This is a genomic window from Rhodococcus sp. GB-02 (genome assembly GCF_053470465.1).
The window spans coordinates 508733-532341 of sequence record NZ_JBPUKE010000001.1 but is presented as its reverse complement, the minus strand read 5'-3'; the positions used below and the strand labels follow the sequence as shown (position 1 = coordinate 532341).

Annotated in this window: 25 protein-coding genes; 11 read left to right on the top strand and 14 right to left on the bottom strand. The window is 63.1% G+C overall.

Features of this window, described 5'->3' with window-relative positions:
• The first annotated feature begins 15 nt into the window (after window positions 1-15).
• Complete coding sequence (locus ACSW29_RS02570) at window positions 16-2118, top strand: acyltransferase family protein (protein WP_317826684.1); 2103 nt, start codon at window positions 16-18, stop codon at window positions 2116-2118.
• Window positions 2119-2127: 9 nt separating this feature from the next.
• Here the strand turns inward: ACSW29_RS02570 and ACSW29_RS02565 are convergent, their stop codons facing one another.
• The 3 genes from ACSW29_RS02565 to ACSW29_RS02555 are packed head-to-tail and all read right to left on the bottom strand — an operon-like array spanning window position 2128 to window position 4377.
• On the bottom strand, window positions 2128-2796 hold the full coding sequence (locus ACSW29_RS02565; RefSeq protein WP_317826685.1) for a histidine phosphatase family protein: 669 nt from the start codon (window positions 2794-2796) through the stop codon (window positions 2128-2130).
• Window positions 2793-3707, bottom strand: a complete 915-nt coding sequence (gene pheA / locus ACSW29_RS02560) for a prephenate dehydratase (RefSeq protein ID WP_317826686.1) — start codon at window positions 3705-3707, stop codon at window positions 2793-2795. Before pheA ends, ACSW29_RS02565 begins: the two co-directional genes overlap by 4 nt.
• A gap of 31 nt (window positions 3708-3738) precedes the next feature.
• The gene (locus ACSW29_RS02555; protein ID WP_317826687.1) at window positions 3739-4377 is read right to left on the bottom strand and encodes a hypothetical protein; all 639 of its coding nucleotides are present in this window, start codon (window positions 4375-4377) and stop codon (window positions 3739-3741) included.
• 139 nt (window positions 4378-4516) lie between these two features.
• On the opposite strand from ACSW29_RS02555, the gene ACSW29_RS02550 reads away from it, so the two are divergent.
• From ACSW29_RS02550 to ACSW29_RS02530, 5 genes are all read left to right on the top strand, one after another.
• Complete coding sequence (locus tag ACSW29_RS02550; protein WP_317826688.1) at window positions 4517-5296, top strand: DUF2470 domain-containing protein; 780 nt, start codon at window positions 4517-4519, stop codon at window positions 5294-5296.
• Window positions 5297-5306: 10 nt separating this feature from the next.
• A complete protein-coding gene (locus ACSW29_RS02545) occupies window positions 5307-6128 on the top strand; it encodes a CPBP family intramembrane glutamic endopeptidase (RefSeq protein ID WP_230816049.1) in 822 nt (273 codons plus the stop codon).
• Window positions 6129-6288: 160 nt separating this feature from the next.
• Entirely contained in the window at window positions 6289-7524 is a 1236-nt protein-coding gene (locus tag ACSW29_RS02540) for an LCP family protein (RefSeq protein WP_347875715.1), read from the top strand.
• A 99-nt stretch (window positions 7525-7623) separates the two neighbouring features.
• Window positions 7624-8094: a hypothetical protein gene (locus tag ACSW29_RS02535; RefSeq protein ID WP_448276354.1), complete on the top strand. Its 471-nt coding sequence runs from the start codon at window positions 7624-7626 to the stop codon at window positions 8092-8094.
• Window positions 8095-8131: 37 nt separating this feature from the next.
• Window positions 8132-8677, top strand: a complete 546-nt coding sequence (locus ACSW29_RS02530; protein ID WP_317826691.1) for a ferritin — start codon at window positions 8132-8134, stop codon at window positions 8675-8677.
• Window positions 8678-8688: 11 nt separating this feature from the next.
• Here the strand turns inward: ACSW29_RS02530 and ACSW29_RS02525 are convergent, their stop codons facing one another.
• Complete coding sequence (locus ACSW29_RS02525; protein WP_448276353.1) at window positions 8689-9630, bottom strand: cytochrome c oxidase assembly protein; 942 nt, start codon at window positions 9628-9630, stop codon at window positions 8689-8691.
• Between the two features lie 126 nt (window positions 9631-9756).
• Between ACSW29_RS02525 and ACSW29_RS02520 the strand changes: the two genes are divergently transcribed.
• Window positions 9757-10401 carry a DsbA family protein gene (locus ACSW29_RS02520; RefSeq protein ID WP_448276352.1) on the top strand — a complete coding sequence of 215 codons (645 nt, stop codon included), beginning with the start codon at window positions 9757-9759 and terminating at the stop codon, window positions 10399-10401.
• On the opposite strand, the gene ACSW29_RS02515 is transcribed toward ACSW29_RS02520, so the two are convergent.
• From ACSW29_RS02515 to ACSW29_RS02505, 3 genes are read right to left on the bottom strand one after another with little or no spacing between them, the layout of a single operon-like run.
• The gene (locus tag ACSW29_RS02515) at window positions 10402-11349 is read right to left on the bottom strand and encodes a M56 family metallopeptidase (protein ID WP_347875712.1); all 948 of its coding nucleotides are present in this window, start codon (window positions 11347-11349) and stop codon (window positions 10402-10404) included. It lies immediately after the preceding gene.
• Window positions 11346-11705 carry a BlaI/MecI/CopY family transcriptional regulator gene (locus ACSW29_RS02510; protein ID WP_230816056.1) on the bottom strand — a complete coding sequence of 120 codons (360 nt, stop codon included), beginning with the start codon at window positions 11703-11705 and terminating at the stop codon, window positions 11346-11348. The genes ACSW29_RS02515 and ACSW29_RS02510 overlap by 4 nt, the downstream gene beginning before the upstream one ends.
• A gap of 28 nt (window positions 11706-11733) precedes the next feature.
• The gene (locus tag ACSW29_RS02505) at window positions 11734-12357 is read right to left on the bottom strand and encodes a M23 family metallopeptidase (RefSeq protein ID WP_448277394.1); all 624 of its coding nucleotides are present in this window, start codon (window positions 12355-12357) and stop codon (window positions 11734-11736) included.
• Window positions 12358-12536: 179 nt separating this feature from the next.
• Between ACSW29_RS02505 and ACSW29_RS02500 the strand changes: the two genes are divergently transcribed.
• Entirely contained in the window at window positions 12537-13463 is a 927-nt protein-coding gene (locus tag ACSW29_RS02500; protein ID WP_347875711.1) for a cation diffusion facilitator family transporter, read from the top strand.
• A 154-nt stretch (window positions 13464-13617) separates the two neighbouring features.
• On the top strand, window positions 13618-14163 hold the full coding sequence (locus ACSW29_RS02495; RefSeq protein ID WP_024487904.1) for a ferritin: 546 nt from the start codon (window positions 13618-13620) through the stop codon (window positions 14161-14163).
• On the opposite strand, the gene ACSW29_RS02490 is transcribed toward ACSW29_RS02495, so the two are convergent.
• The 4 genes from ACSW29_RS02490 to ACSW29_RS02475 are packed head-to-tail and all read right to left on the bottom strand — an operon-like array spanning window position 14160 to window position 17723.
• Window positions 14160-14978: an alpha/beta fold hydrolase gene (locus ACSW29_RS02490; protein WP_230816059.1), complete on the bottom strand. Its 819-nt coding sequence runs from the start codon at window positions 14976-14978 to the stop codon at window positions 14160-14162. The two genes, ACSW29_RS02495 and ACSW29_RS02490, sit on opposite strands and share 4 nt — an antisense overlap.
• A gap of 53 nt (window positions 14979-15031) precedes the next feature.
• Window positions 15032-15946 carry a DUF5926 family protein gene (locus ACSW29_RS02485; RefSeq protein WP_448276350.1) on the bottom strand — a complete coding sequence of 305 codons (915 nt, stop codon included), beginning with the start codon at window positions 15944-15946 and terminating at the stop codon, window positions 15032-15034.
• Between the two features lie 11 nt (window positions 15947-15957).
• The gene (locus ACSW29_RS02480) at window positions 15958-16722 is read right to left on the bottom strand and encodes a glycerophosphodiester phosphodiesterase (RefSeq protein WP_448276349.1); all 765 of its coding nucleotides are present in this window, start codon (window positions 16720-16722) and stop codon (window positions 15958-15960) included.
• Window positions 16719-17723, bottom strand: coding sequence for a DUF4328 domain-containing protein (locus ACSW29_RS02475; protein WP_448276348.1), 1005 nt, complete (start codon window positions 17721-17723; stop codon window positions 16719-16721). The genes ACSW29_RS02480 and ACSW29_RS02475 overlap by 4 nt, the downstream gene beginning before the upstream one ends.
• A gap of 415 nt (window positions 17724-18138) precedes the next feature.
• On the opposite strand from ACSW29_RS02475, the gene ACSW29_RS02470 reads away from it, so the two are divergent.
• Window positions 18139-19920, top strand: coding sequence for a hypothetical protein (locus ACSW29_RS02470; protein ID WP_448276347.1), 1782 nt, complete (start codon window positions 18139-18141; stop codon window positions 19918-19920).
• A gap of 16 nt (window positions 19921-19936) precedes the next feature.
• Complete coding sequence (locus tag ACSW29_RS02465) at window positions 19937-20866, top strand: LLM class F420-dependent oxidoreductase (protein ID WP_448276346.1); 930 nt, start codon at window positions 19937-19939, stop codon at window positions 20864-20866.
• A gap of 15 nt (window positions 20867-20881) precedes the next feature.
• Here the strand turns inward: ACSW29_RS02465 and ACSW29_RS02460 are convergent, their stop codons facing one another.
• The 3 genes from ACSW29_RS02460 to ACSW29_RS02450 all read right to left on the bottom strand — a co-directional run bounded on the left by ACSW29_RS02460 (window position 20882) and on the right by ACSW29_RS02450 (window position 23420).
• Window positions 20882-21478: an Rv1733c family protein gene (locus ACSW29_RS02460; protein ID WP_448276345.1), complete on the bottom strand. Its 597-nt coding sequence runs from the start codon at window positions 21476-21478 to the stop codon at window positions 20882-20884.
• Window positions 21479-21589: 111 nt separating this feature from the next.
• Window positions 21590-22303 carry a peptide-methionine (S)-S-oxide reductase MsrA gene (gene msrA / locus ACSW29_RS02455; RefSeq protein ID WP_448276343.1) on the bottom strand — a complete coding sequence of 238 codons (714 nt, stop codon included), beginning with the start codon at window positions 22301-22303 and terminating at the stop codon, window positions 21590-21592.
• Window positions 22242-23420 (bottom strand): acyltransferase family protein, encoded by a 1179-nt coding sequence (locus ACSW29_RS02450; protein ID WP_347875705.1) that lies wholly within the window; start codon window positions 23418-23420, stop codon window positions 22242-22244. Before ACSW29_RS02450 ends, msrA begins: the two co-directional genes overlap by 62 nt.
• Window positions 23421-23609 lie beyond the last annotated feature (189 nt).

Here is a 23609-nt window from a genome sequence, read left to right as displayed (position 1 = left end):
GAGCCTTACTTCAGCATGCAGTTCTCGCGTCAACCGTCGTCACCGGGCGAACAAGGCTCGGTCGCCACGATCGACCGGCCGAACGAAGAACGGGCAACAACACCGCACCGACAAGACCTGAACGGACTGCGTGGCCTCGCCATCGGTTTGGTGGTCGTATTCCACGTGTGGTTCGGACGGGTATCGGGCGGGGTGGACGTCTTCCTGGTTCTGTCCGGATACTTCTTCGTCGGCTCACTGGTTCGACGCGCCGAAGCCGGGGGTTCACTCAACCCGGTCCCGGCACTGCGGCGGGTGTTTCTGCGGCTGTTCCCCCTGATCGCGGTGGTCAGCATTTTGACCGCACTGGGGACCGCGTTGCTGCTGCCACGCACACGCTGGGCCGATCTGGGTGATCAACTGATCGCGGTGCTCGGGTTCTTCCAGAACTGGCAGCTCGCCAGCACCGCAAGCGACTACCTGGCCGCCGACGGCTCGGTCACTCCCCTGCAGCACCTGTGGTCGATGGCCGTGCAAGGTCAGTTCTATCTCCTGGCCATCGCACTCGTCTCCGTGATCGCTTATGTGGCTTCACGCGTGAATCCCAACTATTTCCGCCCGGCACTCGCGGTCACCCTTCTGGTTCTGACCGCAGGATCTTTTCTCTACGCACTCGCCAAATCTTCGCGTCACCAAGCCTGGGCGTACTACGACTCCGGCGCCAGGTTGTGGGAATTGGCCCTCGGTGGTCTGCTGGCCGTTCTGATGACCAGCACGCGCAGTCGGCAGATCGCATCCCTGCCGTTCTCGGTCAGAGCGACGATCGGCTGGGCGGGTCTTTCGTCGATCCTGTTGTGCGGCATAGTGCTCGACGGCGCCCAGCAGTTCCCCGGCCCGTGGGCGCTGGTACCGGTGCTGGCCACTCTTGCGTTGATACTGTCCGGAGTCGGCGACGACACACCTTGGACGTCGAAGACGCTCGCCCATCCGGCACTGACGTGGCTCGGCTCGTTCGCATTCGCGCTGTACCTGATTCACTGGCCGATTCTGGTGTTTGCACTCGTGATCTCCGGACGCCCCGAAGCCGGCCTGCTCGGCGGGGCACTGATCATCGCCCTCTCCGTCGCGGGGGCGCTCGCACTCCGACGCCTGGTCGAGGTTCCGGTGGAGCGCGGAGGCCGCTCGCGTCGATACACCGTTCTGGCTTGCGTCATCACCGCTGCCGTGGTCCTCGCTGCTTCGGTCGCGTGGCAGTCGTACGCGAGCAGCCAAACGACGGGCCAACGGGCGGTCGACTCCCTCGACCTCCCTACCCATCCCGGCGCACTCGCGCTCACGGACGGTGCCGATGTACTCAAGGCGTCGATGGTTCCCTCGATCTTCGATGCGCCGCTGGACCTTCCGGCCAGCACGCTCGACGGTTGTATCGGCGATTTTCTCGAGCGGGACGTCGTCCACTGCACCTACGGCGACGCCGATGCCGACAGAACCATCGCTCTCGCGGGCGGTTCGCACTCCGAACACTGGCTCACTGCGCTCGACGAACTCGGCAAGAGCCACGGGTTCCGCGTCGACACGTATCTGAAGATGGGCTGCCCGCTCACCATCGACTCCATGCAGACGTTGTCGGACAACGACTATCCGGATTGCGTCGACTGGTCGCGTGGAGTGCTGACCGAGTTGGCCGTCGCCTCACCCGATTTCGTGTTCACGACGGCAACCAGGCCGAGTTCCGACGGCCCTGGCGACGTGACGCCCGAGTCGTACGTGCACGTGTGGGAGGAGCTGGGACGCGACGGTATCGACGTACTCGCCATTCGCGATACCCCGTGGTTGCACCACGACGGCGTCGCCTACCGCGCGATCGACTGTCTGGCGACCACCACCTCACCCGATCACTGCGCGATGCCACGGTCGGAAATGCTCAGCGACGTCAATCCGGCGCCGTCGGCAATTGCCGATCTGACCAACGTCCGGCTACTCGACCTCAGCGACGGCGTGTGCGGACCGGAGTTGTGCCGGGTCGTGGAAGGAAATGTGTTGGTGTATCACGATTCCCACCACCTGACCGCCAGTTACGTGAGCACCCTCTCCACCGAACTCGGGCGCCAACTGAGCGTCCAGACCGGTTGGTGGTGAAGCAGGTGGTCAGCCCATCACGTCGTCGGCACCGGGGATGAGCCGATGCTCGAACGGTGGGTTCACCGTTCCCCACCGCAGGCACTCCCAGCCTCCGTCGACCGAGGGCAACAGTTCGACGGTCTCGGTGTTGGCCAGGTGGTTGTTGGCGGCGAACAGGCCGGGGACACCGGCAAGTTGAGCGGCGACAAGACGGATCGCCGCACCATGACTGACCACGACGATGTCGCCGCCGTCTCGTGAGCCTTCGAGAAATTCTTCGCGCAACGAATTGACCACGGGAACGTACCGTTCCAGGACGTCGTATCCCGTTTCACCGCCCGGGATGCGAGCGCCGAGGTTGCCGGTGTGCCAGTGATGGAACGTCTCCATGAACAGTCGGTGCGCGGCTTCGTCGGTGCGATCCTCGAGATCCCCGGCCTGCACTTCGTGCAGTCCGTCCCGCACATCCAGGGAGACGCCCGCTGCCTGCTCCACGAAACCTGCTGTCTGCCGGGCACGCAACGCCAACGACGATACGAGTGCCAGCGGCGGCGCCGAAGCCAGGCCGACGCCCAACGTTTCGGCCTGCGCCAACCCTGCCGGCGTGAGTTTTGCTCCAGGCAAGGCGGTGTCGAGACGCTTGGCGACATTCGCCTCCGTCTGACCGTGCCGAACGAGGATGAGCCTTCCGGTCATCGTTCTCCCTCTCCCCGCTTGAGCTCGTCGATCCAGTTGATTGCTTGTTCGTCCGAAGGTGGTTGCGGCCCGGTTGAATTCGCTGTTGCCCACGATCCGAGGAAGCGGACTCCGGATGTGCGATGCAGTGCACGCATCGCTTCGGCCACCAACGAGTCCTCGATGTGCCCGACGCAGTCCACGAAGAAGCGATAAGTACCCAATTCCGTTCGCATCGGCCGCGATTCGATCCGAGTCAGATCGATGCCGCGAGCTGCGAATTCGGAGAGTGCACGTACCAGGGAGCCCGGAGCGTTGTCGAGGTGAAGCACCAACGCGGTGCGATCGGCGCCGGTCCGCGGCGGAACCGGGGCCGGTTTGGTGACCAGCACGAAGCGTGTGCGGGCGCCGCCCACGTCGGCGACGTTGTCCGCCAGGCTGTCGAGTTCGAGCATCTTACCGGCCAGCGCCGTGGACACACCGGCGTCGACGGTTCCCGCCTGCACATCCAGGGCCGCACCGGCATTGGACGAGGCCAGCACCACCTCGGCCCGTGGAAGGTTCTCGGCGATCCATCCGCGGACCTGTGCGCCCGCATGTGGGTAGGCTCCGATCGTGCGGACCTGATCTGCGGTAGTCCCGGCCCGAACCAGGATGGAGAAGCTCACGTCCAGATCGGTTTCGGCCACGATCTGCAGCGGCGAACCGAGGGCCAGTGAATCGAGCGTCGGAGCTACGCCGCCTTCCACCGAGTTCTCGAAGGGAACCACGGCTCCGTCGACTGAACCGTCGCGAACCATGTCGAGCGTCGCCGGCGGACTGCCTGCCGGTACTCGCTCGACGGTTTCGCCGAACGCGCCCTCAGCCTCCAACTGAGCGAGAGCTATCTCCGTGAAGGTTCCCGACGGACCGAAATACGCGATTCTTGGCACGCCTACGAGATTACGCACCGACTCGCGCCGGTCACTGCAAACCCGCGGCACGCAGAGCGGTTTCCACCGCCTGCGGATCCGCGACCTCGATCGTGAGCAGCACCTCGCGCATCGCGGACGCGGCTTCCGGGATCAGAGCAGTGAGTTTTTCCGGCTTCGGATCGACTATCGCGGCGCGCACGTCATCGCCGCGCAGTGCGGCGACGGTGCCACACAGCAGGGCGATCACTTCGTCGGCGTCGGCTGCGCGGGCTACGAAACCGACGGACTCGTGCGCGAGTACCGCCAGGAAATCGGCCACTTCGATGGGAGTACGACCGGCGGCGAGTCCGGGGATCCGGCCACCTTCGCACAGTCGCATTGCCGTTTCAGCAGGCGTCAGATCCTCTTCACCGCCGTCGACGTACACCGCGAGCGGAGCGGGCAGACGCAGGGCGATCGCGTCGTCGATCTGGTCGGTGGTGACGTCGAGGTCGAAACGCACGGCCTCGTACGACGCACCGGTGTCCGCACGTAGTTTCTCGGGATCGATGTCGAGAAGGACGACAACCCGGCCCGCGGCTTCGGCGCCGATCAGGGCAGACGCCGGAACGACCGGGGGAAAGAGTGCTTCGAGGAGTCCGCGCGAGTTTCTCGGGGCGGGCAGCCCGAGTGAGAGAGGAATGGCCACGGACAAACCGTAACCCCGGCGAACTCGACGGATTCCACGCGAGTTGCGTAAAAGTCTTGCGATTCACACCGCAGCACCTTAGGTTAGGGTTACCTCATCATCCGATGAAGTTCGAGAGAACACCCGCCAAGGGGGCAGCATGGCAACGAAGACCAGCACCGGCCCGTCCACCGCCGAACGCGTCCGCAGCGCCTGTGTGCGCGCGCAGGATGCAGTGCTCGCCATCGAAGGCAGCGATCCCACCGTCACGTCGGTGCATCACCTGCGTTCGAACGGTGACGTCGTCGTTGCAGTCCCACATGCCTCCGCAGCTGCGGCTTTGGCCTGGAACTCCGGCAGCGGCGGCTTGCCCGCCGTCCTCGAGATCACCGATCACGCACCACTGCGACTGCGCGAGCCCGTACGTTCCCTCGTGTGGCTTCGCGGCACGTTGCACGCGGTGCCCGACTACGAGGCACGCGTCCTCGCCGACGACGTCGCATCCGAACATCCCCACCCGGGACTTCTCGACATCGGCCACACCTCGGTCCTTCTTCGCTTGAGCCTGGCCTCGGCTGTAGTCGCTGATTCGACGGGAGCAGAACCCGTCGCCGTGGACGAACTGCTGAACGCCAGCCCTGATCCCTTCTGGGAAATGGAAACGGCGTGGCTGCAGCATCTCGACGAAGACCACCGCGACCTCGTGGACCTGCTCGTGCGCAAGCTTCCCCCGTACATGCGCACCGGACGCGTTCGGCCACTCGGCATCGATCGCTACGGCCTGCGCCTGCGGGTCGAGGATCACACCGGTGACCGCGACGTGTGGATGCCGTTCGCCAACCCGGTCGACGACGCTCCCGCATTGAGCCGCGCCATCCGCATGCTGGTCGGGTGCCCTTTCCTCAACGGCCTCCGATCAGGCGGCGCCTCCAACGGCTAGCGTTGCGCGGGTGAATGCCCGCGAGACCGTCCGCACGTGGTTACGACCGCCGTCTCCCGTCCCGGCCGGCCCGGCGCTCGATCCGGCCGCCAGACGCGGAGTCTGGATCGAGATCACGATCGTCCTGCTGGTCACCTTCGGACTCAGCGGATTGTCCGGGATCCTCTCGCTCGCCGAATCCTTGGCGACGCCGGTTGCGCTCTCGGATCAGACGGTTGCACTCAATCCGTCGCGGGCCGCCATCGACTGGATCGACCTGGCGCGCCAATTACTGGGCGTCGCAAAGCTTCTCGCATGGGCAGCACTGGGGCTCTATCTACTGTGGCGTTCGGGGATCGGTCCGCGTGCTGCGGGACTGACTCCCAAACCTCGATTCCGGCGCGACATAGCCCCGGGATTCGGCTTGGCCACCGTGATCGGTCTCCCCGGCCTGCTGTTCTACCTCGTGGCTCAGGCGCTCAGCGTCAACCTCACCGTCCAGGCCAGCGCGCTCGACGACCACTGGTGGCGGGTACCGATCCTCGTACTGTCCGCAATCGCGAACTCCGGCGCCGAAGAGGTGCTGGTCGTCGCCTACCTGATCACTCGCCTGCGAACGCTGGGCTGGAGCGAGAACAAGTCACTGCTCGCATCGTCACTTCTGCGCGGCAGTTACCACCTCTATCAGGGGTTCGGCGGCGGCGTCGGAAACGTGATCATGGGGCTCGTGTTCGGCCGATACTGGCAGCGCACCGGGAAACTCTGGCCACTGGTCATCGCCCACGCTCTCATCGACATGGTGGCGTTCATCGGTTACGCCCTCCTGCGCGATCACGTCTCCTGGCTGCCGTGACCGGTACCGTGAACTGGTGACCGGCGACTCCGAATATCCTCAGCGCCCTCCGCGGCGCCAGCCGCCAGGGCCACCTCCGCGTGGACCGATGCCTCCGAGGCAGAACCCTCCACGCCAGAATCCACCCCGTCAGGGCCCACCCCCGCAGCGGCGTCCACCGATGCCGCCGGAAGGTCCGACAGTCATCCGCCGCGACGGACGCCCGCCGCAGCAGAATCCGGCCAATCAGGCCTGGTCACAGGCCCCACAACAAGCGCCGCAACAACCCAGGCGCGAGGACTGGGCACCGACCCAGCGCCCGCAGCCGTTCCAGGACGATCCCCGCCGTCAGGGTGGGCAGCGTCAGGATCCGCAGCGTCAGGCCAAGTACGCACCCGCTCCGCCGCGCCGAACCCCACCGAACGCCCCGCCGCGCCCTCCAGAACCTCCGAAGCAGCGACGCCCACGTAAGCGTCGTAGCTGGGGTAAACGTATCGGCATCACGTTGTTGGTGTTGCTGCTCGCATTGGCCGGTGCGGTTTATTACGTCGACAGTTCGCTCAATCGAATCGACGCGCTGCCCGACTACGCGGGACGCGTCGCCGATACTCCGGGCACGAACTGGTTGATCGTCGGCTCCGACAGTCGTGAGGGGCTCACCCCCGAGCAGGAGCAAGCTCTCGCGACGGGCGGTGACACCGGCCCTAAGCGCACTGACACGGTCATCTTGGTCCACGTCCCCAAGAGCGGGAAGACGACGATGGTCAGCATCCCGCGCGATTCGTACGTTCCGATCCCCGGCTACGGCTCGGACAAGATCAACGCCGCCTTCGCCTTCGGGGGTGCTCCCTTGTTGGTGCAGACCGTCGAGGAGGCAACGGGGCTTCGCATCGACCACTACGCCGAGATCGGATTCAGCGGGTTCGCCGGCATCGTCGACGCCGTCGGTGGCGTCAACGTATGCCTCGCACAGCCGATCGACGACCCGCTGGCCGGGATCAACCTCCCAGCCGGATGTCAGGACTTGAAGGGTTCGGACGCACTCGGGTTCGTGCGAACTCGCGCGACGGCGCTCGCCGACCTCGACCGCATGAACAACCAGCGCCAGTTCATGTCGGCGTTGCTGTCGAAGGCGACGAGTCCGACCACGTTCCTCAATCCGTTCCGGTTGTGGCCACTCGTCTCCGATACCGCCAAGTCTCTACAGGTCGACGAAGGCGATCACATCTGGAATCTGGCCTCACTCGCCTGGGCGCTTCGCGGCGGGATGACCACCACGACGGTTCCGGTCGCCGGTTTCGAGGACGTGGACGGTTCGGGCAACGTGTTGTTGTGGGACAAGGCGCGCGCTTCGCAGTTCTTCGACGCCCTGGCCAACGATCAGCAGATTCCACAGGATTTGATCACCACGGGGTAATCGCCCTGAGTTCCGGTAGTACCGCGGGAGGACAGGCCCGGCGAACAAATCGCTTTCCGGCAGGACGCGGAATCGGCGGCCGAAAAATACCGTGAAGGTATGAACAAAACACACCACAGGTACCGAACTCTCGCCGTCGTTGCCGCAGGCGTCGGAGCTGCTGCACTCGTGACGTCCTGCTCCGGGACCTTCGACAAGTTCGACGACTCCAAGGCGTACAAGAAGACCGAAACCTTCTCTTTTGCACGAACATCCAACGGAATCGACACGCTGCCGAGTTGGGTACCGGCCGGCGCGACGGATATCGACGAGATCATCCGCACCACCGGCAACGAACGAATCCTGCGAATGAAAGCGAACGTCTCGGAGATCGATCACAACATCTGCACAGCACTTCCCACAGTCGAAACACGCCCGGCGTCTCTGTCCGCTCAGTGGTGGCCGGCGGGAATCGAAAAGAGCAGCTCGTTCCAGTGCGGCGACTGGTACGTCGGCGAAAAGGACTCGTTCGTCTACGGGTACCGACCGGAATCTCTCGGCTTCATCATCGATCAGCTCGACAAGAAGTAGCTCCCTCTCAGCGGCGACGACCCAGTAACCTGTTGGGATGACACAGGCGAAGAACTCGAGCGAATTCACCACTCTGCTGCGTCAGCAGATCCGTAACGAGTTCACTGCATCGCAGCAGTACATCGCGGTAGCGGTGTACTTCGATGCACACGATCTTCCGCAGATGGCCGCGCGCTTCTACAGCCAGGCCACCGAGGAACGCGGTCACGCGATGATGATGATCCAGTACCTGCTCGACAACGACCTCGACGTGGACGTACCCGGCATCGACGACGTCGTGACGAAGTTCGACAGTGTCCGGGCTCCGGTCGAATTGGCACTCGAGCAGGAGAAGACGGTCACCGAGCAGGTGACACAGCTGGCACGCACCGCGCGCGATACCGGCGACTACCTGGGCGAGCAGTTCATGCAGTGGTTCCTCAAGGAGCAGGTCGAGGAAGTAGCAAGCATGACAACACTTCTCACCATCGTCGACCGCGCCGGCGACAACCTGTTCCACCTCGAAACGTTTGTCGCACGCGAGATGAACGCCCCGGCCGCTGCCGACGCAATGGCGCCGACGCCCGCCGGCGGCGGCGTCTGAGGGCCACCGGCCTACCGAGTCTCAGGCCGCTCGGCGGCGCTCAGTGATCTGAGGAAGTTGTTGTACGCCTCCAGATCACTGTCGCCGTCGATCTCGGCGCGGCGGTCCTGGGCGGCATTCATCCGTTTGTCGTCCCGGTTCCAGCGCATCGCGAAGATCACGACCACCACCAGCGCAACGGGCTCTCCGTACGACCACGCGAGGGCACCCGCCAGCTGCTGATCCTGCATCACGTCCACGCCCCACTCCGGAGGCGGATCCACGAACGTGGCCAGCAGCGGCTTTGTCGCCATCATGAGTACGACGCCGATGAACACGTGCAGCGGCATCTCCACGAACAGGTCGAAACACCGGCTGAGGTAGCTCTGTCGCACCGGCAGTGGGCCGGTGGCGAGCACCGGCATGATGAAGAGCAGACCGCTGGCGAGAAAGAAGATCTCGAGCGAGACGTGTCCAGCCGGTAACGCCGAGACGGTGTCGAAGATCGGCGACAGGTAGATCCCGTAGTAACTGAACAGAAATACCGGGATCGTGAACCCGGGGTGCAGCATCCACCGCGCCGGCAGGCTACGCAATGCCGAGAGGGCAAGCGCGAGAATGCCTTTTCCCATCCCTCGGTGCGGCGTCGAACGTAGTAGCAGCAGTCCCGGCGAGCCCAGTACCCAGAGCGGCGGGATCGCCATCGAGAGCGTCAGGTGTTGGAACATCCAGACGCTGAAGAGTTCGTAGCCGTAGCTCTCGACCTTCAGTCCGGTTACCGCGATCAGTAGCAGGCACCCACCCAGGAAGCACGCTGTCCGATGCCACGGCCATGGTCGCCCACTCGCGCGAACTCGCTGAGCGCCAGTCCAATACCAGAGTGCAAGAACAACTCCCAGCGCAGGAAGAAGCGGGAGGGATGAGGTATCCCACTCCAGCATCTGCCCGATCGACGGCGGCGGCGTGTCATTCACGAACGCTTCACCGGCGGGCCCTCCTTCGTCTCCATGCGGGTACCGTCGACTCTACACCTAACTACTATGTTGGATAGTATTTAGGAATTCGACGGAAGGTCCAGGTGCACAGCAGTGTCCAGAAGCATGAAGATATCCGCCGCCCTGATCGCGGTGTTCGCGGTAGCACTGATCACGTTCATCACCATCGATCCGGTCAGGGCGGACAACGAGAGCACCGATCGGGCAGCACAATCCAGCGCCGTCCTCACCGACGACGCGTACCGATTGACCTCGGCCGCCGACGGCAAGGTGAACCTGGTCGAGTTCCTCGACTTCGAATGCGAGGCTTGCCGCGCGCTGTACCCGACGATGGAGCGAATCAGAGCCGAGTACGAGGATCGGATCACGTTCGGCATCAGATACTTTCCGATTCCGAGTCACACCAACAGCACTCTCGCGGCGCAGGTCGTCGAATCCGCATCTCGCCAGGGCAAGTTCGTCGAGATGTATCAACGGATGTACGAGACTCAGTCGCAGTGGGGTGAATCTGCCGAATCGCAGGAGGCGCTGTTCCGCTCCTACGCACAAGATCTCGGCCTGGACATGACCCGATTCGAAACCGACCTCGGCAGCCGCGGCGTCCGTGAGCGGGTCGAGCGCGACTTCGAAGAAGGTCGACGCCTCGGCGTCCAGGGCACGCCGACCCTCTTTCTGAACGATGTGAAACTGGCCCCGATGCCGACCTACGAAGATCTGAAAGCCCAGATCGACTCGGCTTTGCGAGAATGATCAGGTCAGAACAGCGCAGATACCCGCGGAGACGGCTACCGTCACGGCTGCGGCAACGGCCGTCGTGACAGCCGCCGGCACACAAGCCGCCGCCGCGCAGGTCAGTCGCCGGGGCGACGCCACGTCGCCGTCGACCAGGGAACGCAATCGCACTGCGGTCGCGCCGCCGCGATCGCCCAAGCTCCAGTCCGGCTGAGGAAGCGTCGATTTCGACACCACGGCAAGAGCGGAACGCACCGCAGCCGGGCTGGTGACGCGAGCGGCGTGCCGGTCCGCCGACAGTTCCACGATCGCGCCGACGGCAGCAGGTGCCGCCGCGAACAACGGCACTCGCGGCAGAACAGCGGCCAAGACTTCGCACGCACCGACGATTCGGTGATGACCGCCGCTCAGGTGCGCACGCTCGTGCGCGAGGACCGCGTCACGCTCGCCTCCGGTAAGAGCGGATGACAAGCCTTGCGTCGCAACAACAAATCCAGGCTTTCCGGCGACGCTGTACGCCATCGGCAGCGGATGATCCAACCACAACACGTCGGACTCCGAGTTGTCGCGGCGCGCGACGATCGAGAGAACATCACGATGGAAATCTCGGACTCTCGCGTGCTCACGTGCCTGCTTGCGCCCAGCCAGCACGATCCGAACGGCGATCAAACCCACCACAGCAACGGCTGTGCCGGTGATCAGTTCACCCACCCACGAACTCGTACCGTGCGCGAAGGCGCTGAAACACCGAGCGATACCGTCGACCAGCCCCTCGACCGGCGCGTGGCTCGGCCAGACCAGAACCAAGACCGCGGAGAGAGCGAGATACAGAGCCGACGCCATACTGCCGAGCCACGCCGCGAGCAGCACCGTCGGAGACAACGCCGAGGAAACAACTCGCAACACTCTCGGAACCAAGAATCCCACGAGTACCGCACCGAGAAGCATCGGCAACGCCAATGTCATTGCGCACCTTCCCCGGAAAGACCTCGGCGCAGGGCCTCGTTCTCGGCGTCCGTCATGGTCCTGGCGAAGTGCAACAGCACGGCAGCGGAATCAGAACTGCTGTCCAACAATTCGCGCAGAGCCCTGGAGGTGGCTTCTTCACGGCTGCGGCTCGGCCGATAGAAGTAGGCGCGACTCTTCTTCTCGCGACTCACCCAACCCTTGTCGTAGAGATGCGTCACGACGGTCAGGATGGTGGTGTACGCGAGCTGTCGACGCTCGCCCAAGATCTCGACCAGATCCTTGACCGAGAGCGCGTCGTCGGACTGCCAGAGCACATCCATGACCTCGGCTTCGAGTCCGCCCAGCCCCTGCATTGCTCCTCCATCGCGTCGTGTCAGAACTTCAGTCGCCCGTGGTCTTCTCCCCGAACGACACGCCCCGGGAATTCAGATACGCGAGCGGATCGGTCTTCTGTCCGTCAGATTGCCACACCTCGTAGTGCAGGTGTGGTCCTGTCGATTGTCCACGATTGCCGACGGTCGCGATCAGCTCACCCGCCCGCACCTTCTGACCCGCAACCACGAGCGCCTCGTTGATGTGTCCGTAGACGCCGACGGTCCCGTCATCCTGCTGGATGCGGACCCAGAGCCCGAATCCCGCGGCGGGACCGGATTCGAGCACAACACCGTCGGTCGTCGACACGATGGGCGTACCGATCGCGTTCGCGATGTCGAGACCGTAGTGGGTGGTTCCCCACCGTGGACCGAAGTTGGACGTCATCGTCCCGCTGACAGGGGCCATCACCTGTGACTTCTCTGCCTCGTACGCCAGCGCCGCTCGTTCGGATTCGAGTTGTCGCGTCTTGCCGAGTTGTTCGGCTATTCCGGCAAGATCCGTCGTTCGAACACGGTCGAGGATCTCCGGCACCGACACCGTATTTCCCACCGCAACCGGCGGCGGCGATGCGTGCCCGATGGAAGTGCCGGACGCCAGGATTGCGCCCGTCGCCACGGAAACCGCGGCTATGCGCCCGCCGGGTCTGATCGGCTCGGCTTTTCGATGTCGTCCCACTTCTCGGTCCTCGCGTCGATGACAAATGAAGGTCTACGCCGCAACCCTACAACTATGTTGCATAGTTTTTAAGACATGCACTATTGCGCATATATGCATATGTGTCTAAGCTGACGTCGACGAAAGGATCTTCGATGTCACACGGACACGGGCACGGAATCTCCCCCGCCGAGGCTGCGACCAGCAACAGCGGCAAGCATGTCAATAAACTGTGGATCGCCGCCGGCCTCGGGTTGGTGACGTTCGTACTGCAGGTGACAGTCGGACTTTTCACCTCGTCGCTGGCGCTGCTTTCGGACTCGGCACACGTGTTCACCGACATCTTCGGCATCTTCATGGCGCTCGCCGCGATCCTCGTCGCACAGCGTGCCGCCCGGCGCCCCGACCGTACCTTCGGCATGTACCGCACGGAAGTGTTTGCAGCACTGGCCAATGCGATCCTGCTCTTCGCGGTGGCCGGATGGGTACTCTACGAGGCTGCCAGCCGATTCTCGGATCCGCCCGAGGTTCCCGGCCTCCCCGTCGCGATAGTCGCCGTCGTCGGATTGGCGATGAACGTCATCGCCTTCCTGATGCTGCGCAGCGGCGCGAAGGAAAGTATCAACATCCGCGGCGCCTACCTCGAAGTCATGGCGGACATGGTCGGGTCCATCGGCGTCCTCGTCAGCGGCTTGGTCACGCTCGCGTTCGGTTGGCGCTACGCCGACCCCGTCATAGGCGTAGCCATCGGCCTTTTCGTCTTGCCGCGCGCCTTCAACCTGGGCCGCCATGCCGTCCGCATCCTGCTCCAGCAGGCTCCCGATCGCATCGACGTCACCTCGATCATCGAGAAGATCAATGCCCTCCCGGGCGTCGTCGACGCGCATGATCTACACGTTTGGACGCTCACCTCGGGGATGGAAGTTGCTTCCGTTCACGTCACCGCGGCAAGTGACGCCGATCCCACAACGGTGCTCGCGGCCACCCAAACCTTGCTTTCCGAGGCCTTCGAACTCGAGCACGCCACCGTACAGGTGGAACTACAGGGAAGTGACGGTAAATGCGCGGAACTCGCCTGGTGAAATGGACATTCCTAAATGAAACATTCGATTTCACCGGGCTCGATAACCTCACCGAATTCGAAGAAAAATTAGGTCTTCTTTAGTTTGGGAACGCTTACCACAATAAGGTCAGACTGGGATGACAGTGCCTCTGACCTGCACTATCTTGGAATTCATGACTTCTGGGGAGACTCACATGACCAAATTCCACGCACTACTCCGAGACCAGATTCGCAACGAGTTCAACGCTTCGCATCAGTACATCGCGACAGCGGTTTACTTCGACAATGCGGATCTGCCGCAGCTGGCAAAGCATTTCTACAAGCAGGCTGTGGAAGAGCGTAACCACGCCATGATGATCGTTCAGTATTTCCTCGATCGCGACATCAACGTCGAACTGACCGGCGTCGACGCTGCGAAGGCCGACTTCAAGGATGCCCGCGAGCCCATCGCTCTCGCGCTGACTCAGGAGAAGACGGTCACCGAGCAGATCGTCCAACTCGCGAGCACTGCCCGCGAAGAAGGCGACTACCTCGGCGAGCAGTTCATGCAGTGGTTCCTCAAGGAGCAGGTCGAGGAAGTGGCAAGCATGACAACACTTCTCACCATCGCGGATCGCGCGGGCGCCAACCTGTTCGACCTCGAAGACTTCGTGTCCCGCGAGATGAGCACCGTCGGTGACACCACCGGTGCACCGAACGCAGCGGGCGGAACCATCTAGCCTGCAGCACTCACAGATTTTGCCCTCGAGCCGAGCGGTTCGCTTCCTGCCAGCAGGATCGAACTGATCAGCTCGGGGGCATCTGTCATCGGTACGTGCCCCAGGCCGGGCAGAACCATCAACTTTGCCTGCGGGAACGGCTTTTTCACGCGCTGCGCCTGATACACGGGCAGGATGAGATCGCGTCGACCCCACGCAACCGTCACCGGCACAGTGGGATCCACGATGGGCGGCAGCACGAAGTCCATCTCTAGACCCAGGTCGACGAGCTCGTTGGACACGAGCGAACGGCAGTCGGCCAAGGCCGCCGCATACCCGACATGACTCGGATGAGCGAAGAACGCGGCGAGCGCCGGATAGCGAATCAGCTTGTACCGCAATGCGCGTGGCAATCCGTCGCCCATGAGCTTGGCCGTGCCGCGCAGTGCACGGAACGTATTGATCGCTCGCACCTGATCGAGGTGATTGACAAAGAACCCGGCCGGCGAAAGAGCTGTCGCCGACGCGACATCTCCGCGCGCCGCCAGCGAGAGTGCAATCCAGCCGCCGAGGGAGTTTCCGGCGACGTGGGCGCGCTCCCCTGCCGGAGTCACTTCCTTGACGAACTCGCTGACATCGTCGATCAGCTGTCCCATGACGTCCGGACCGAGTTCGGGCAACAGTGACTCTCCGTGACCCGGCAGGTCGACGGTGACGACGCGGCGGTACGGCGTCAGCTGGTCCAAAAGCGAATCCCACGCCTGCCGTCGATGGACGATGCCATGGACGAGCACAAGCGTGGGACCGCTACCGGAGATGTCATGCGACAAGGTCATGTCGCCAACATTAACCGTAACTTTGCGTAACGCCTATAGTTCGGGCGAAAAAATCAGCGCAGCGTGACCTGACGACCACGAAGTCCGTCGCGCGAGCGCAGCTCGGCCGAGGTCAACGGAGCATCGACGGTCAGAGCCTCGGCAAGACGCTCACCGAGCTCGACGGTGGCCGCTACCCACTCGTTTGCATGCTTTTCGCGGTCGAGGTCGAAGACGGGAACCAACAGGCCGTGGGTGCGGAACGAGCCTGCGTAACGCGAGCCCTCACCCAGGTGCAGTCCACCGGTCGCGTGCACGCGCGCCAGCGCGAGCATCAGGTCGTCTTCGCTCTCGGGACGAACCCAACGCAGGTGCGCCTTCTCGCCTGCGTCGACCCACCACGCGGCAACGAGGCCGTCGCCTTCGAGGCGTGCAGAGGGCATGATCGCCGAGTTGGCGTGCTGCACGGTGGCGGCAACCTCGGGGTCGGTTTCGACGCCTTCCGGAATCCACCAGTTGAAGTCCTGGTGCACGGTGATGTCGAGCAGCGCCGACGGATCGACGACAGCGGTGACTGCGGGAGTCTCGGAATTGGGGTTCGCGGCAGAAAGCGCGTCGCCGGGGGCCGCATCCTTGATCCAGTTCACCGAAGCGGCGAGGTCTGCGCCGAGGTCGGCCGAGTGCGCCTGAACCTGGACACCGACAAATCCAGTGGCCGTCTTTCCCTCGTCGCGGACGAGTGCGGCAACAGCGCCGGGGAGGACCGTCGCCAACGTGACGGGACGGTCGGAGCCGATGACCGGCAACGGAGCCGTGGCGGACGGAACGAATTCACGCAGCGCGACCAGATCGCACTCGGCGGCAAGGCCCTCGAACGGGCGGTTCACTACGCCGGCAGCGGCTTCACGCTCTGCTTGGCGTGCCGCCAGCTTCTCTGCGCGTGCGCTGCCCTGCTTCGGTCCACTGTTTCTTTTGCTCTTCTTGGCCACGAGGGCAAAATCTACACGCTGCCCAGCCATTGCTTCGTGCGCCCGGGATGGTTGGTGGCAACCCAACTGACCCCGAGCTCACGACACAGGTCCACATCCGCCTTGTCGTCGACGGTCCAGCAGTACGTCGCACGACCCGCCGCAGCAGCCCGATCGACCAGATCGGCATGTTCGCGCAGCGCCTTGATCGACGGCCCGATCGCCGTGGCGCCCACAGCCGTCGACGCACCGCCGCCGAGGTACCGCGACGCGTCACCGAGCAGGACAGTCGGCAGCAGCGGTGCCGAACGACGCACTCTCCACACCGCACTCGCCGAGAAAGACATGACCACTGCACGCGAGTGGTCGGCCGACGGCGGCGACGCGATCCCGAAGCGGTGCAGTTCCGCCATAAGTTTGGCCTCGACCAATCCGCCGAACCGCACGGGGTGCTTGGTCTCGATGAACAGCTTCACGGGGCGCGCAAAATCCAGGGCGAGGGTGATGAGATCGGAGAGAGTCAGAAGTTCGGCCGGTTCGCTCGTCGACCCGTAGTCCAGAGCGTTCAGCGAATCGAGAGTCATCTCGCTGACGATCCCCGTCCCGCTGGAAGTGCGGTCGACCTTGCGGTCGTGAACGCAGACCAGGTGTCCGTCGCGGGTGAGCCGAACGTCGCATTCGAGCCCGTCCGCACCCTCCTCGAGAGCTAGTTCGTAGGCGGCGAGGGTGTGCTCCGGCCGCGCAGCCGACGCACCTCGGTGCGCAACGACGAGTGGACCTCGGCGATCTGGGCTCACAGGGCTGCGGTTTCCTTCTCTTCCGACACCGTCTTTTCTTCGAGCACCGTCTTCTCTTCCAACACCGAGCGTGGCACCGGCACCCACCGGGTTTCCGATTCGGGCTCGCCGCGCCAACTCTTGCGCTCGATCCGTCGGATCACGATGAGCGTCAACGCGGCGGTGACGGCAGCGATCAGCGCTATGAATGCGTTCAGCAGAACCCCGTCGGCCATTGCCTGAATCCCCGGGCGTGATCGCCAGTACGCGTTGACCACCAGTAGCAGAGCGCTGAATCCCCAGAAGCCCCACCAGATCTTGACCAGCAGGATTCCGCGCGGATCACGGCGAACCAGCTCGAAGAGATAAACAGCTGGCATCACGAGGTTGAGGATCGGCACAGCGCAGCCGACGACCACTTCCGAGGCGGTACGCGGATCGGATTCCCGGGCACGTGCGAAGTGTTCACGACGCCGACGAAGCAGCCAGCACACAGCGGCGACGGCAGCGAGGACGGAGACCAGCAGTCCACCCAACTGAGTGAAGTACACGGCGGCGTCGGAGACCGTGAGCAGCCACTGCGGGATCAGCGTGGTGCGGTTACGCACCAGGATCGCGTATCTGCCCAGTTCGGCGAACACAGCGAGTCCGTAGAGGATCGTCGCGAGTGTCAGCAACGGCCCGACTCGGTCAGCCATCCGGTCCGCTCGCGAGGGCGGCACCGGTGAGGTGTCGACGATGTCCTGGAGCCCCCACTGCGGGACGGCGTCGTAGCGCGGGGTGGCGACGCTACGACGCACTGGTGCGTCCCCCACGCCGCGTGGGTCGGACGGTGAGCGCGCGATCCAGCGGAAGCCACGACGGCTGGGCGCTTGGTAGATCTCGGTGCGGGTGGGGATGAGGAGGACGCCGCTGCAGCGCGGGCACCACTGAGTCGGGCCACCGACTCCGTTGCGCTGCGTTGGGCCGCCGACGACAGGCCATCGTGCGGCGCACCGGGCGCAGACCTGAACGACACTCACAACTTCGATTCTGTCACGCCGTATCGGTAACGGCAGCAAATGGATTCACTCCCGATTTGTGATCGAACCTCCACCGCGTTCACCTGCATTGTTCGAATAATGTGACCTCCGCCACTTAAAAACTCGAGTTATCCACAGTTTCCACAGGTTCATCCACAGTTCTGGATGAATGAATCGGGCTTTATCCACAGGTCACGGGCAAGACCCTGAGAATTTGCTGACAGGTGTTAGCGAACGATGCACAGGCTCGAGGATGAATTTGACACCGCAGGTCAGTGAACTTTTGGGCGTCGGCGTCATTTATCCCGGCAAAGTTCACAATCCATTCAGAAATTGCTCCCGAAAAGACAGAAAAGACCGTTATCCCCTTTTTGTGGGAAGTCGGTTTTTGACACACCTGGAAGCATGACCGTCGATGACTTCTCCACAGCCCGAGACAACTCTGACGTTCACCCCGAAACGGGTCACGCAGCTAGCGTTCGTGTTGATCGGATGTCAGCTCGTCATTCGCGCCTGGGTCGCCGCGAGCAATTACTTCTACTGGGACGACCTCATCCTGATGGGCCGCGGAGGACGCTTCCCTCTCTTCTCGAGCGAACTCCTGCTCTACGACCACGACGGTCACTTCATGCCCGCGGCTTTCTTCGCCACCGGGCTGATCACCCGCATCGCGCCGTACAACTGGGCGCTGTCGGCAACGCTGCTCGTCATCGGCCAGGCCGCTGCGTCGTTGGCGCTTCTGCGCACTCTTCGGTTGGTCCTCGGCTGGCGACCGGCGCTGTTGATTCCGCTGATCCTGTATCTCTTCGTCCCGCTGACGCTTCCGGCGTTCTCGTGGTGGGCGGCCGCGCTCAACGCCTTGCCGCTCCAGATCGCGCTGGCCTGGGCATGCGGCGACGCAATCAAGCTGTACCGCACCGGGCATGTGCGCTACGTGTTCTCGGGCACCGCGGTTTTTGTCGTCTCCTTGCTGTTCTTCGAGAAGGCGGTCCTCGTTCCGTTCGCGGCACTCGCTTTTCTGGTGCTGTACTTGCGCACACAAGGTGAGGGAACGCCGATACGAAGTGCGGTCACGAAGTGCCGACCCCTGTGGACGGCCTGCGCCGCCGTGCTCGCGATCTGGATTCCGGTGTATCTGACAACTGTCGAATCTCCGATCACCGGCTACGGCCGTTCGATGTCCACCGAACTGCTGCATCACGGCACGTCTTTGGGGATGCTTCCCACTCTTCTCGGCGGTCCCTGGCAATGGGAGCGGTGGATCCCCAGCCCCGCATGGGCCGATCCGCCGACGGTATTGGTGGTCGCGGCCTGGGCCGCACTGCTGACGACGGTCGTGATGACAGTGCGTGCCAGACGCGGCGCCGCCTGGATCTGGGCCGCCGCGGCGCTGTACTTCCTGGCCTCCGTCGTGGCGATGACCGCGACCCGATCCGACGCCGACACCACCTACGAATTGGCGCAGACCTTGCGCTACTTCACGGATTCAGCGACGGTGTTCGCCCTCTCCGCCGCCCTGATTCTCGCCTCGCCTCGGCGACGTCCGGCCCGCATGCCCGTCGCAGTCGCCGCCGGGCTGTCGATGCTCTTCGTTGTCAGTTCGCTCGTCTCGACTGTCACGTTCGTCGACATCTGGCGCGAGAACCCGACTCGCGACTACCTCGCCAACGCACGAATGTCGTTGTCCCAGAATCAGGACGCTCCACTGCTCGAGCAACCCGTCGCGATCCAGGTACTTCTTCCCGTCGCCTTTCCGAACAATTTGGCAAGCAATGTTCTCGCGCCGCTGTCTGATCGACCCGAATTCTCTTCCAGCACTCCGATTCTGCGCACGATCGATGACAGCGGACAGATTGTCGATGCCGAAGTGACCTGGACGAGAAGGATTCCCGAAGGGTCGACACCGAACTGCGGCGCCCGCGCCGAAGGCCCTACCGAACTCCCACTCGACGGCCCCCTGGCCGGCTGGGAATGGACGGTTCAGCTCAATTACCTCGCGAGCACCGACGGAACGATCGACGTCGCGTTGGAGTCCGGCGACGCCGTATCAGTACCCGTGACGCAGGGTTTGCACTCGGCATTCGTGCGCCTGGTCGGCCACGGAAACAGCGTGAAGATCACGCCGACAACGCCGGGACTGACCCTGTGTTTCGGCGGTGGACAAGTCGGTGCCGTCGTCCCGACCTCCGCAAAATAGTGGCAGAGTAGAAGTCATGGAGCTGCGTATATTCACCGAACCCCAGCAGGGCGCTACCTACGAACAACTACTGACTGTTGCCCAGACCGCCGAAAAACTCGGCTACGGCGCATTTTTCCGCTCGGACCACTATCTCGCCATGAATACCGACGGCCTTCCCGGACCTACCGACGCGTGGATCACGCTCGCCGGAATTGCCCGCGAAACGTCCACCATCCGCCTCGGCACCCTCGTGACGTCGGCTACGTTCCGTCACGCCGGCCCGCTGGCCATCTCGGTCGCGCAGGTCGATCAGATGAGTGGTGGCCGCGTGGACCTCGGCATCGGTGCCGGTTGGTACGAGGAAGAGCATCAGGCGTACGGGATCCCGTTCCCTGCGCTCAAGGATCGCTTCGAACTGCTCGAGGAAACTCTCGACGTCGTGACCGGTCTGTGGCGTACTCCGGTCGGCGACACGTTCGACTACGACGGTAAGCACGTGCAGATCAAGAACTCTCCCGCGCTTCCCAAACCGCACCAGGTCGACGGTCCGCCGATCCTGATCGGTGGCACGGGCAAGAAGAAGACTCCGGCACTCGCCGCTCGGTTCGCGAACGAGTTCAACATCCCGTTCAAGTCCATCGAGGAGACCAAGGACATCTTTGCGCGGGTTCGTCAGGCTTGCGTAGACATCGAGCGGGATCCGAACGAATTGGTGTACTCCAACGCTCTTGTTCTCTGCTGCGGCCGCGACGAGGCGGAGATCAAGAAACGCTCCGAGGCCATCGGACGCGACGTGGACGAGCTACGTGAGAACGGTCTGGCGGGAACACCTTCGGAACTGGTCGACAAGATCGGAACATTCGCCGAAGCCGGTTCACAGCGTGTGTATCTGCAGACTCTCGATCTCGCCGATCTGGATCATCTCGAACTCGTCGCAAGCGAGGTCATGCCCCAACTGCGGTAAAGAATGGGCCGGGATCTACAGCGCGTTCGCGTCGAGGAACGCGCGTAGGTCTCGGTCCCACTGGGCCGAGCGGGAACGGTCGAGAAAAACCCGCACCAGCATGAACGCGATGACCAGCAGGGACATCACGCTGAACCAGGTGAACACCCCGGTCACCACGGCTGCGACGTCGGCAGCACTCTGAGTGATCGGAGCTACGGTCTTGTCGCCGTGATCATTGACGTAGATGGGGACCTCGGTGCCGGCGGGCGTCGCCGAGTCGACAGTGACATCACCCGTGTGAACCTGGCCGTTCCAGTTCCACTGCGCGCTGGCCATTTCGGTGGTCGGCGCAATGTAATCGGCTGTCGAGGCGGTGGTTTGCTTCGAATCTGCCGTTGTCGTCGCCGAAATGCTGTGTAATTCGGCGGATTGTTTGGCGATCAGTGCGTTCTGGCTCGAAGCCGTCGCAGCCCCTGCCCATACCGCGAGAGGCAGCAGAAGAATCGCGAAAATGATCAGACCGAAGGACATGAACCCTTCGATCCGATCACTGCGGCGAACCATCGGATCGTGGCCTACATGAATGGTGCGTCGGAGCAGCGACGCAGTTCCTCGCGTACTACCTGACATTGTGAGCTCAGTTCTCTCGACGACACACTCTTACATCGAGATTCCCTTTGTTTCGATCTAGTTGCAAGTGTTAACGAGCTGAATCACATGTGTCCTCCAACACCTGTCCGGTTATTCACTCGGCGGAAGGATGTCCGTCTGCGCCGGAACCTGATCCTGACGGAGCAATCCGACCGGGCAACTGACGCCGGTGGCATGCACCGGGCAGTAGCCGCCGGGGTTCTTCGCCAAATACTGCTGGTGGTAATCCTCCGCATAGAAGAAGTCGCGCAGCGGACCGATTTCGGTGGTGATCGCGCCGTATCCCGCTTCGGCAAGCCTTTCACCGAATGCGACGGCCGACGCATGAGCGATTTCTTCCTGCTGCGCGGACGTCGTGAAGATCGCCGAACGGTACTGCGAGCCCTGGTCGTTGCCCTGACGCATTCCCTGCGTCGGATCGTGGTTCTCCCAGAAGTGCGCCAGGACCTGCTCGTAGGAGATCACTGCGGGATCGAAGACGACCAGCACTACTTCGGTGTGACCGGTACGGCCGGAGCACGTCTCTTCGTACGTCGGATTGGGAGTGAAGCCGCCCGCGTAACCCGCAGCGGTCGTGTACACACCGGGAAGCTGCCAGAACTCCTTCTCGGCGCCCCAGAAACAACCCATACCTACGACGACGGTCTGCATTTCGGCCGGAAACGGCGGCGTCAACGGATGCCCGTTGACGTAGTGCGCGGTAGGTACCGGCATTTTCTGCTCTCGCCCGGGGAGGGCGTCCTCAGGCGCGATCAGCGTGGATTTTGCGGACGCTCGTCCCAGAATGTCGTCGTACCAGCTCATGCTTCGATGCTACGCGCGAGCGGCTGTTTCGCCACGCCGTGACCGCGCGGGCTCCCGGCAGCTCCACCCAGCGGTAGCCGACTTCTGCTACCGCAGCCGTGACCAGAAGGAACAGTGCGAAAGCCAGCGTCGGTCCCACGTACAAAACGGTGTTCTCGACAACGCGGTACAGGATCAGGGTGTGCACGAGATAGATGACGTAACTGCGCGTCGAGAGCCACTTCACGACTGACCAGCGCGTCGGGACGCCGTCGTAACGGCCGATGAGGACAACCGCTGCGGCGACTACCGAAATGGTCCACAGGTAGTGCTCGCCGGCCCAGTACACGCGGAACTGGGTAGCCACGATGATGACGTGCATCTGGACGAGGACGGCCGCGATCAGCCAGCGGCCGGGAGCGAGCTTCGCCCACGCGAGGTACATGATCTGGCCGAGGAAGACCGCCGGCAGTGTCGCGGCGATCTTGGACAGCATCGGCACGGTGTACGGCAGCGGCGCGTAGACGTTGTAGAGCAGAACCAGTGAGCACAGCGCACCACCAGCGAGCGGCATGACGATCGGCCGAAGCCGCAGTATCGGGCGAGCCGCGACGCACGCGAGATAGAAGAGGAATTGGACGGTGAGTGTCCAGGTCACTCCGAGAACTGCCACCTCGGGCTTGAGAAAGAATCCGCCGAGAAAAAAGCTCATCAACGCTTCGGTATCGGAAATACCTTCCTGACCGCTGAACATTCCGTTGATTCCGAGGCGGACCAGAAGAATGGCGATCGCGGTCGCTACCCAGAATGCGGGCAGCAGGCGACTGAATCGGTTGGTCAAGAACTTTCCGGGGCCGTCGCGAATCGCGGACCGCGTCACCAGAGCGCCGGTAAGCATCATGAATACGGCGACACCGACAAAAGAGAGGTGCTGGTTGAGTTCGGCCGGCTCGATCAAAACGCCGTAGACGATGTCGATCACCCACCAACCCGAGCCGAGATCGTCGATGACGTAAAAAGAGATGTGGGAGTAGATCACGGCGGCAACCGCCAGGGCTCGCAGCAGGTCAGCGCCCGGAAGATTCACCCGAGGCGCGGCCGCCTCTGGTGATTCCGGGAGGAAAACTGGTGCGGGCATCGCGCAAGTTTAAGGTTCCGTTCACCTTTACGACGAATTTGCGCATATTAGCTTACCCTTAGGCCGGAGCAAGTTCGGTTTCCCAAACTTTATTCTTTGGTGATTACTACCTGAGCCGGACTGTTGCGGACGGTGTACGAATGTTATTGGGTGGAAACCCGAAGAATGATTTGCACATACGCGAGTGAC

Coding starts and splice junctions, on each gene's coding strand:
- ACSW29_RS02570 (WP_317826684.1), top strand. CDS start 16: ATGCAGTTCTCGCGTCAACCGTCGTCACCGGGCGAACAAGGCTCGGTC.
- ACSW29_RS02565 (WP_317826685.1), bottom strand. CDS start 2,796: ATGACCGGAAGGCTCATCCTCGTTCGGCACGGTCAGACGGAGGCGAAT.
- ACSW29_RS02550 (WP_317826688.1), top strand. CDS start 4,517: ATGGCAACGAAGACCAGCACCGGCCCGTCCACCGCCGAACGCGTCCGC.
- ACSW29_RS02540 (WP_347875715.1), top strand. CDS start 6,289: ATGCCGCCGGAAGGTCCGACAGTCATCCGCCGCGACGGACGCCCGCCG.
- ACSW29_RS02535 (WP_448276354.1), top strand. CDS start 7,624: ATGAACAAAACACACCACAGGTACCGAACTCTCGCCGTCGTTGCCGCA.
- ACSW29_RS02530 (WP_317826691.1), top strand. CDS start 8,132: ATGACACAGGCGAAGAACTCGAGCGAATTCACCACTCTGCTGCGTCAG.
- ACSW29_RS02520 (WP_448276352.1), top strand. CDS start 9,757: ATGAAGATATCCGCCGCCCTGATCGCGGTGTTCGCGGTAGCACTGATC.
- ACSW29_RS02515 (WP_347875712.1), bottom strand. CDS start 11,349: ATGACATTGGCGTTGCCGATGCTTCTCGGTGCGGTACTCGTGGGATTC.
- ACSW29_RS02510 (WP_230816056.1), bottom strand. CDS start 11,705: ATGCAGGGGCTGGGCGGACTCGAAGCCGAGGTCATGGATGTGCTCTGG.
- ACSW29_RS02500 (WP_347875711.1), top strand. CDS start 12,537: ATGTCACACGGACACGGGCACGGAATCTCCCCCGCCGAGGCTGCGACC.
- ACSW29_RS02495 (WP_024487904.1), top strand. CDS start 13,618: ATGACTTCTGGGGAGACTCACATGACCAAATTCCACGCACTACTCCGA.
- ACSW29_RS02490 (WP_230816059.1), bottom strand. CDS start 14,978: ATGACCTTGTCGCATGACATCTCCGGTAGCGGTCCCACGCTTGTGCTC.
- ACSW29_RS02470 (WP_448276347.1), top strand. CDS start 18,139: ATGACTTCTCCACAGCCCGAGACAACTCTGACGTTCACCCCGAAACGG.
- ACSW29_RS02465 (WP_448276346.1), top strand. CDS start 19,937: ATGGAGCTGCGTATATTCACCGAACCCCAGCAGGGCGCTACCTACGAA.
- ACSW29_RS02460 (WP_448276345.1), bottom strand. CDS start 21,478: ATGTCAGGTAGTACGCGAGGAACTGCGTCGCTGCTCCGACGCACCATT.
- msrA (WP_448276343.1), bottom strand. CDS start 22,303: ATGAGCTGGTACGACGACATTCTGGGACGAGCGTCCGCAAAATCCACG.
- ACSW29_RS02450 (WP_347875705.1), bottom strand. CDS start 23,420: ATGCCCGCACCAGTTTTCCTCCCGGAATCACCAGAGGCGGCCGCGCCT.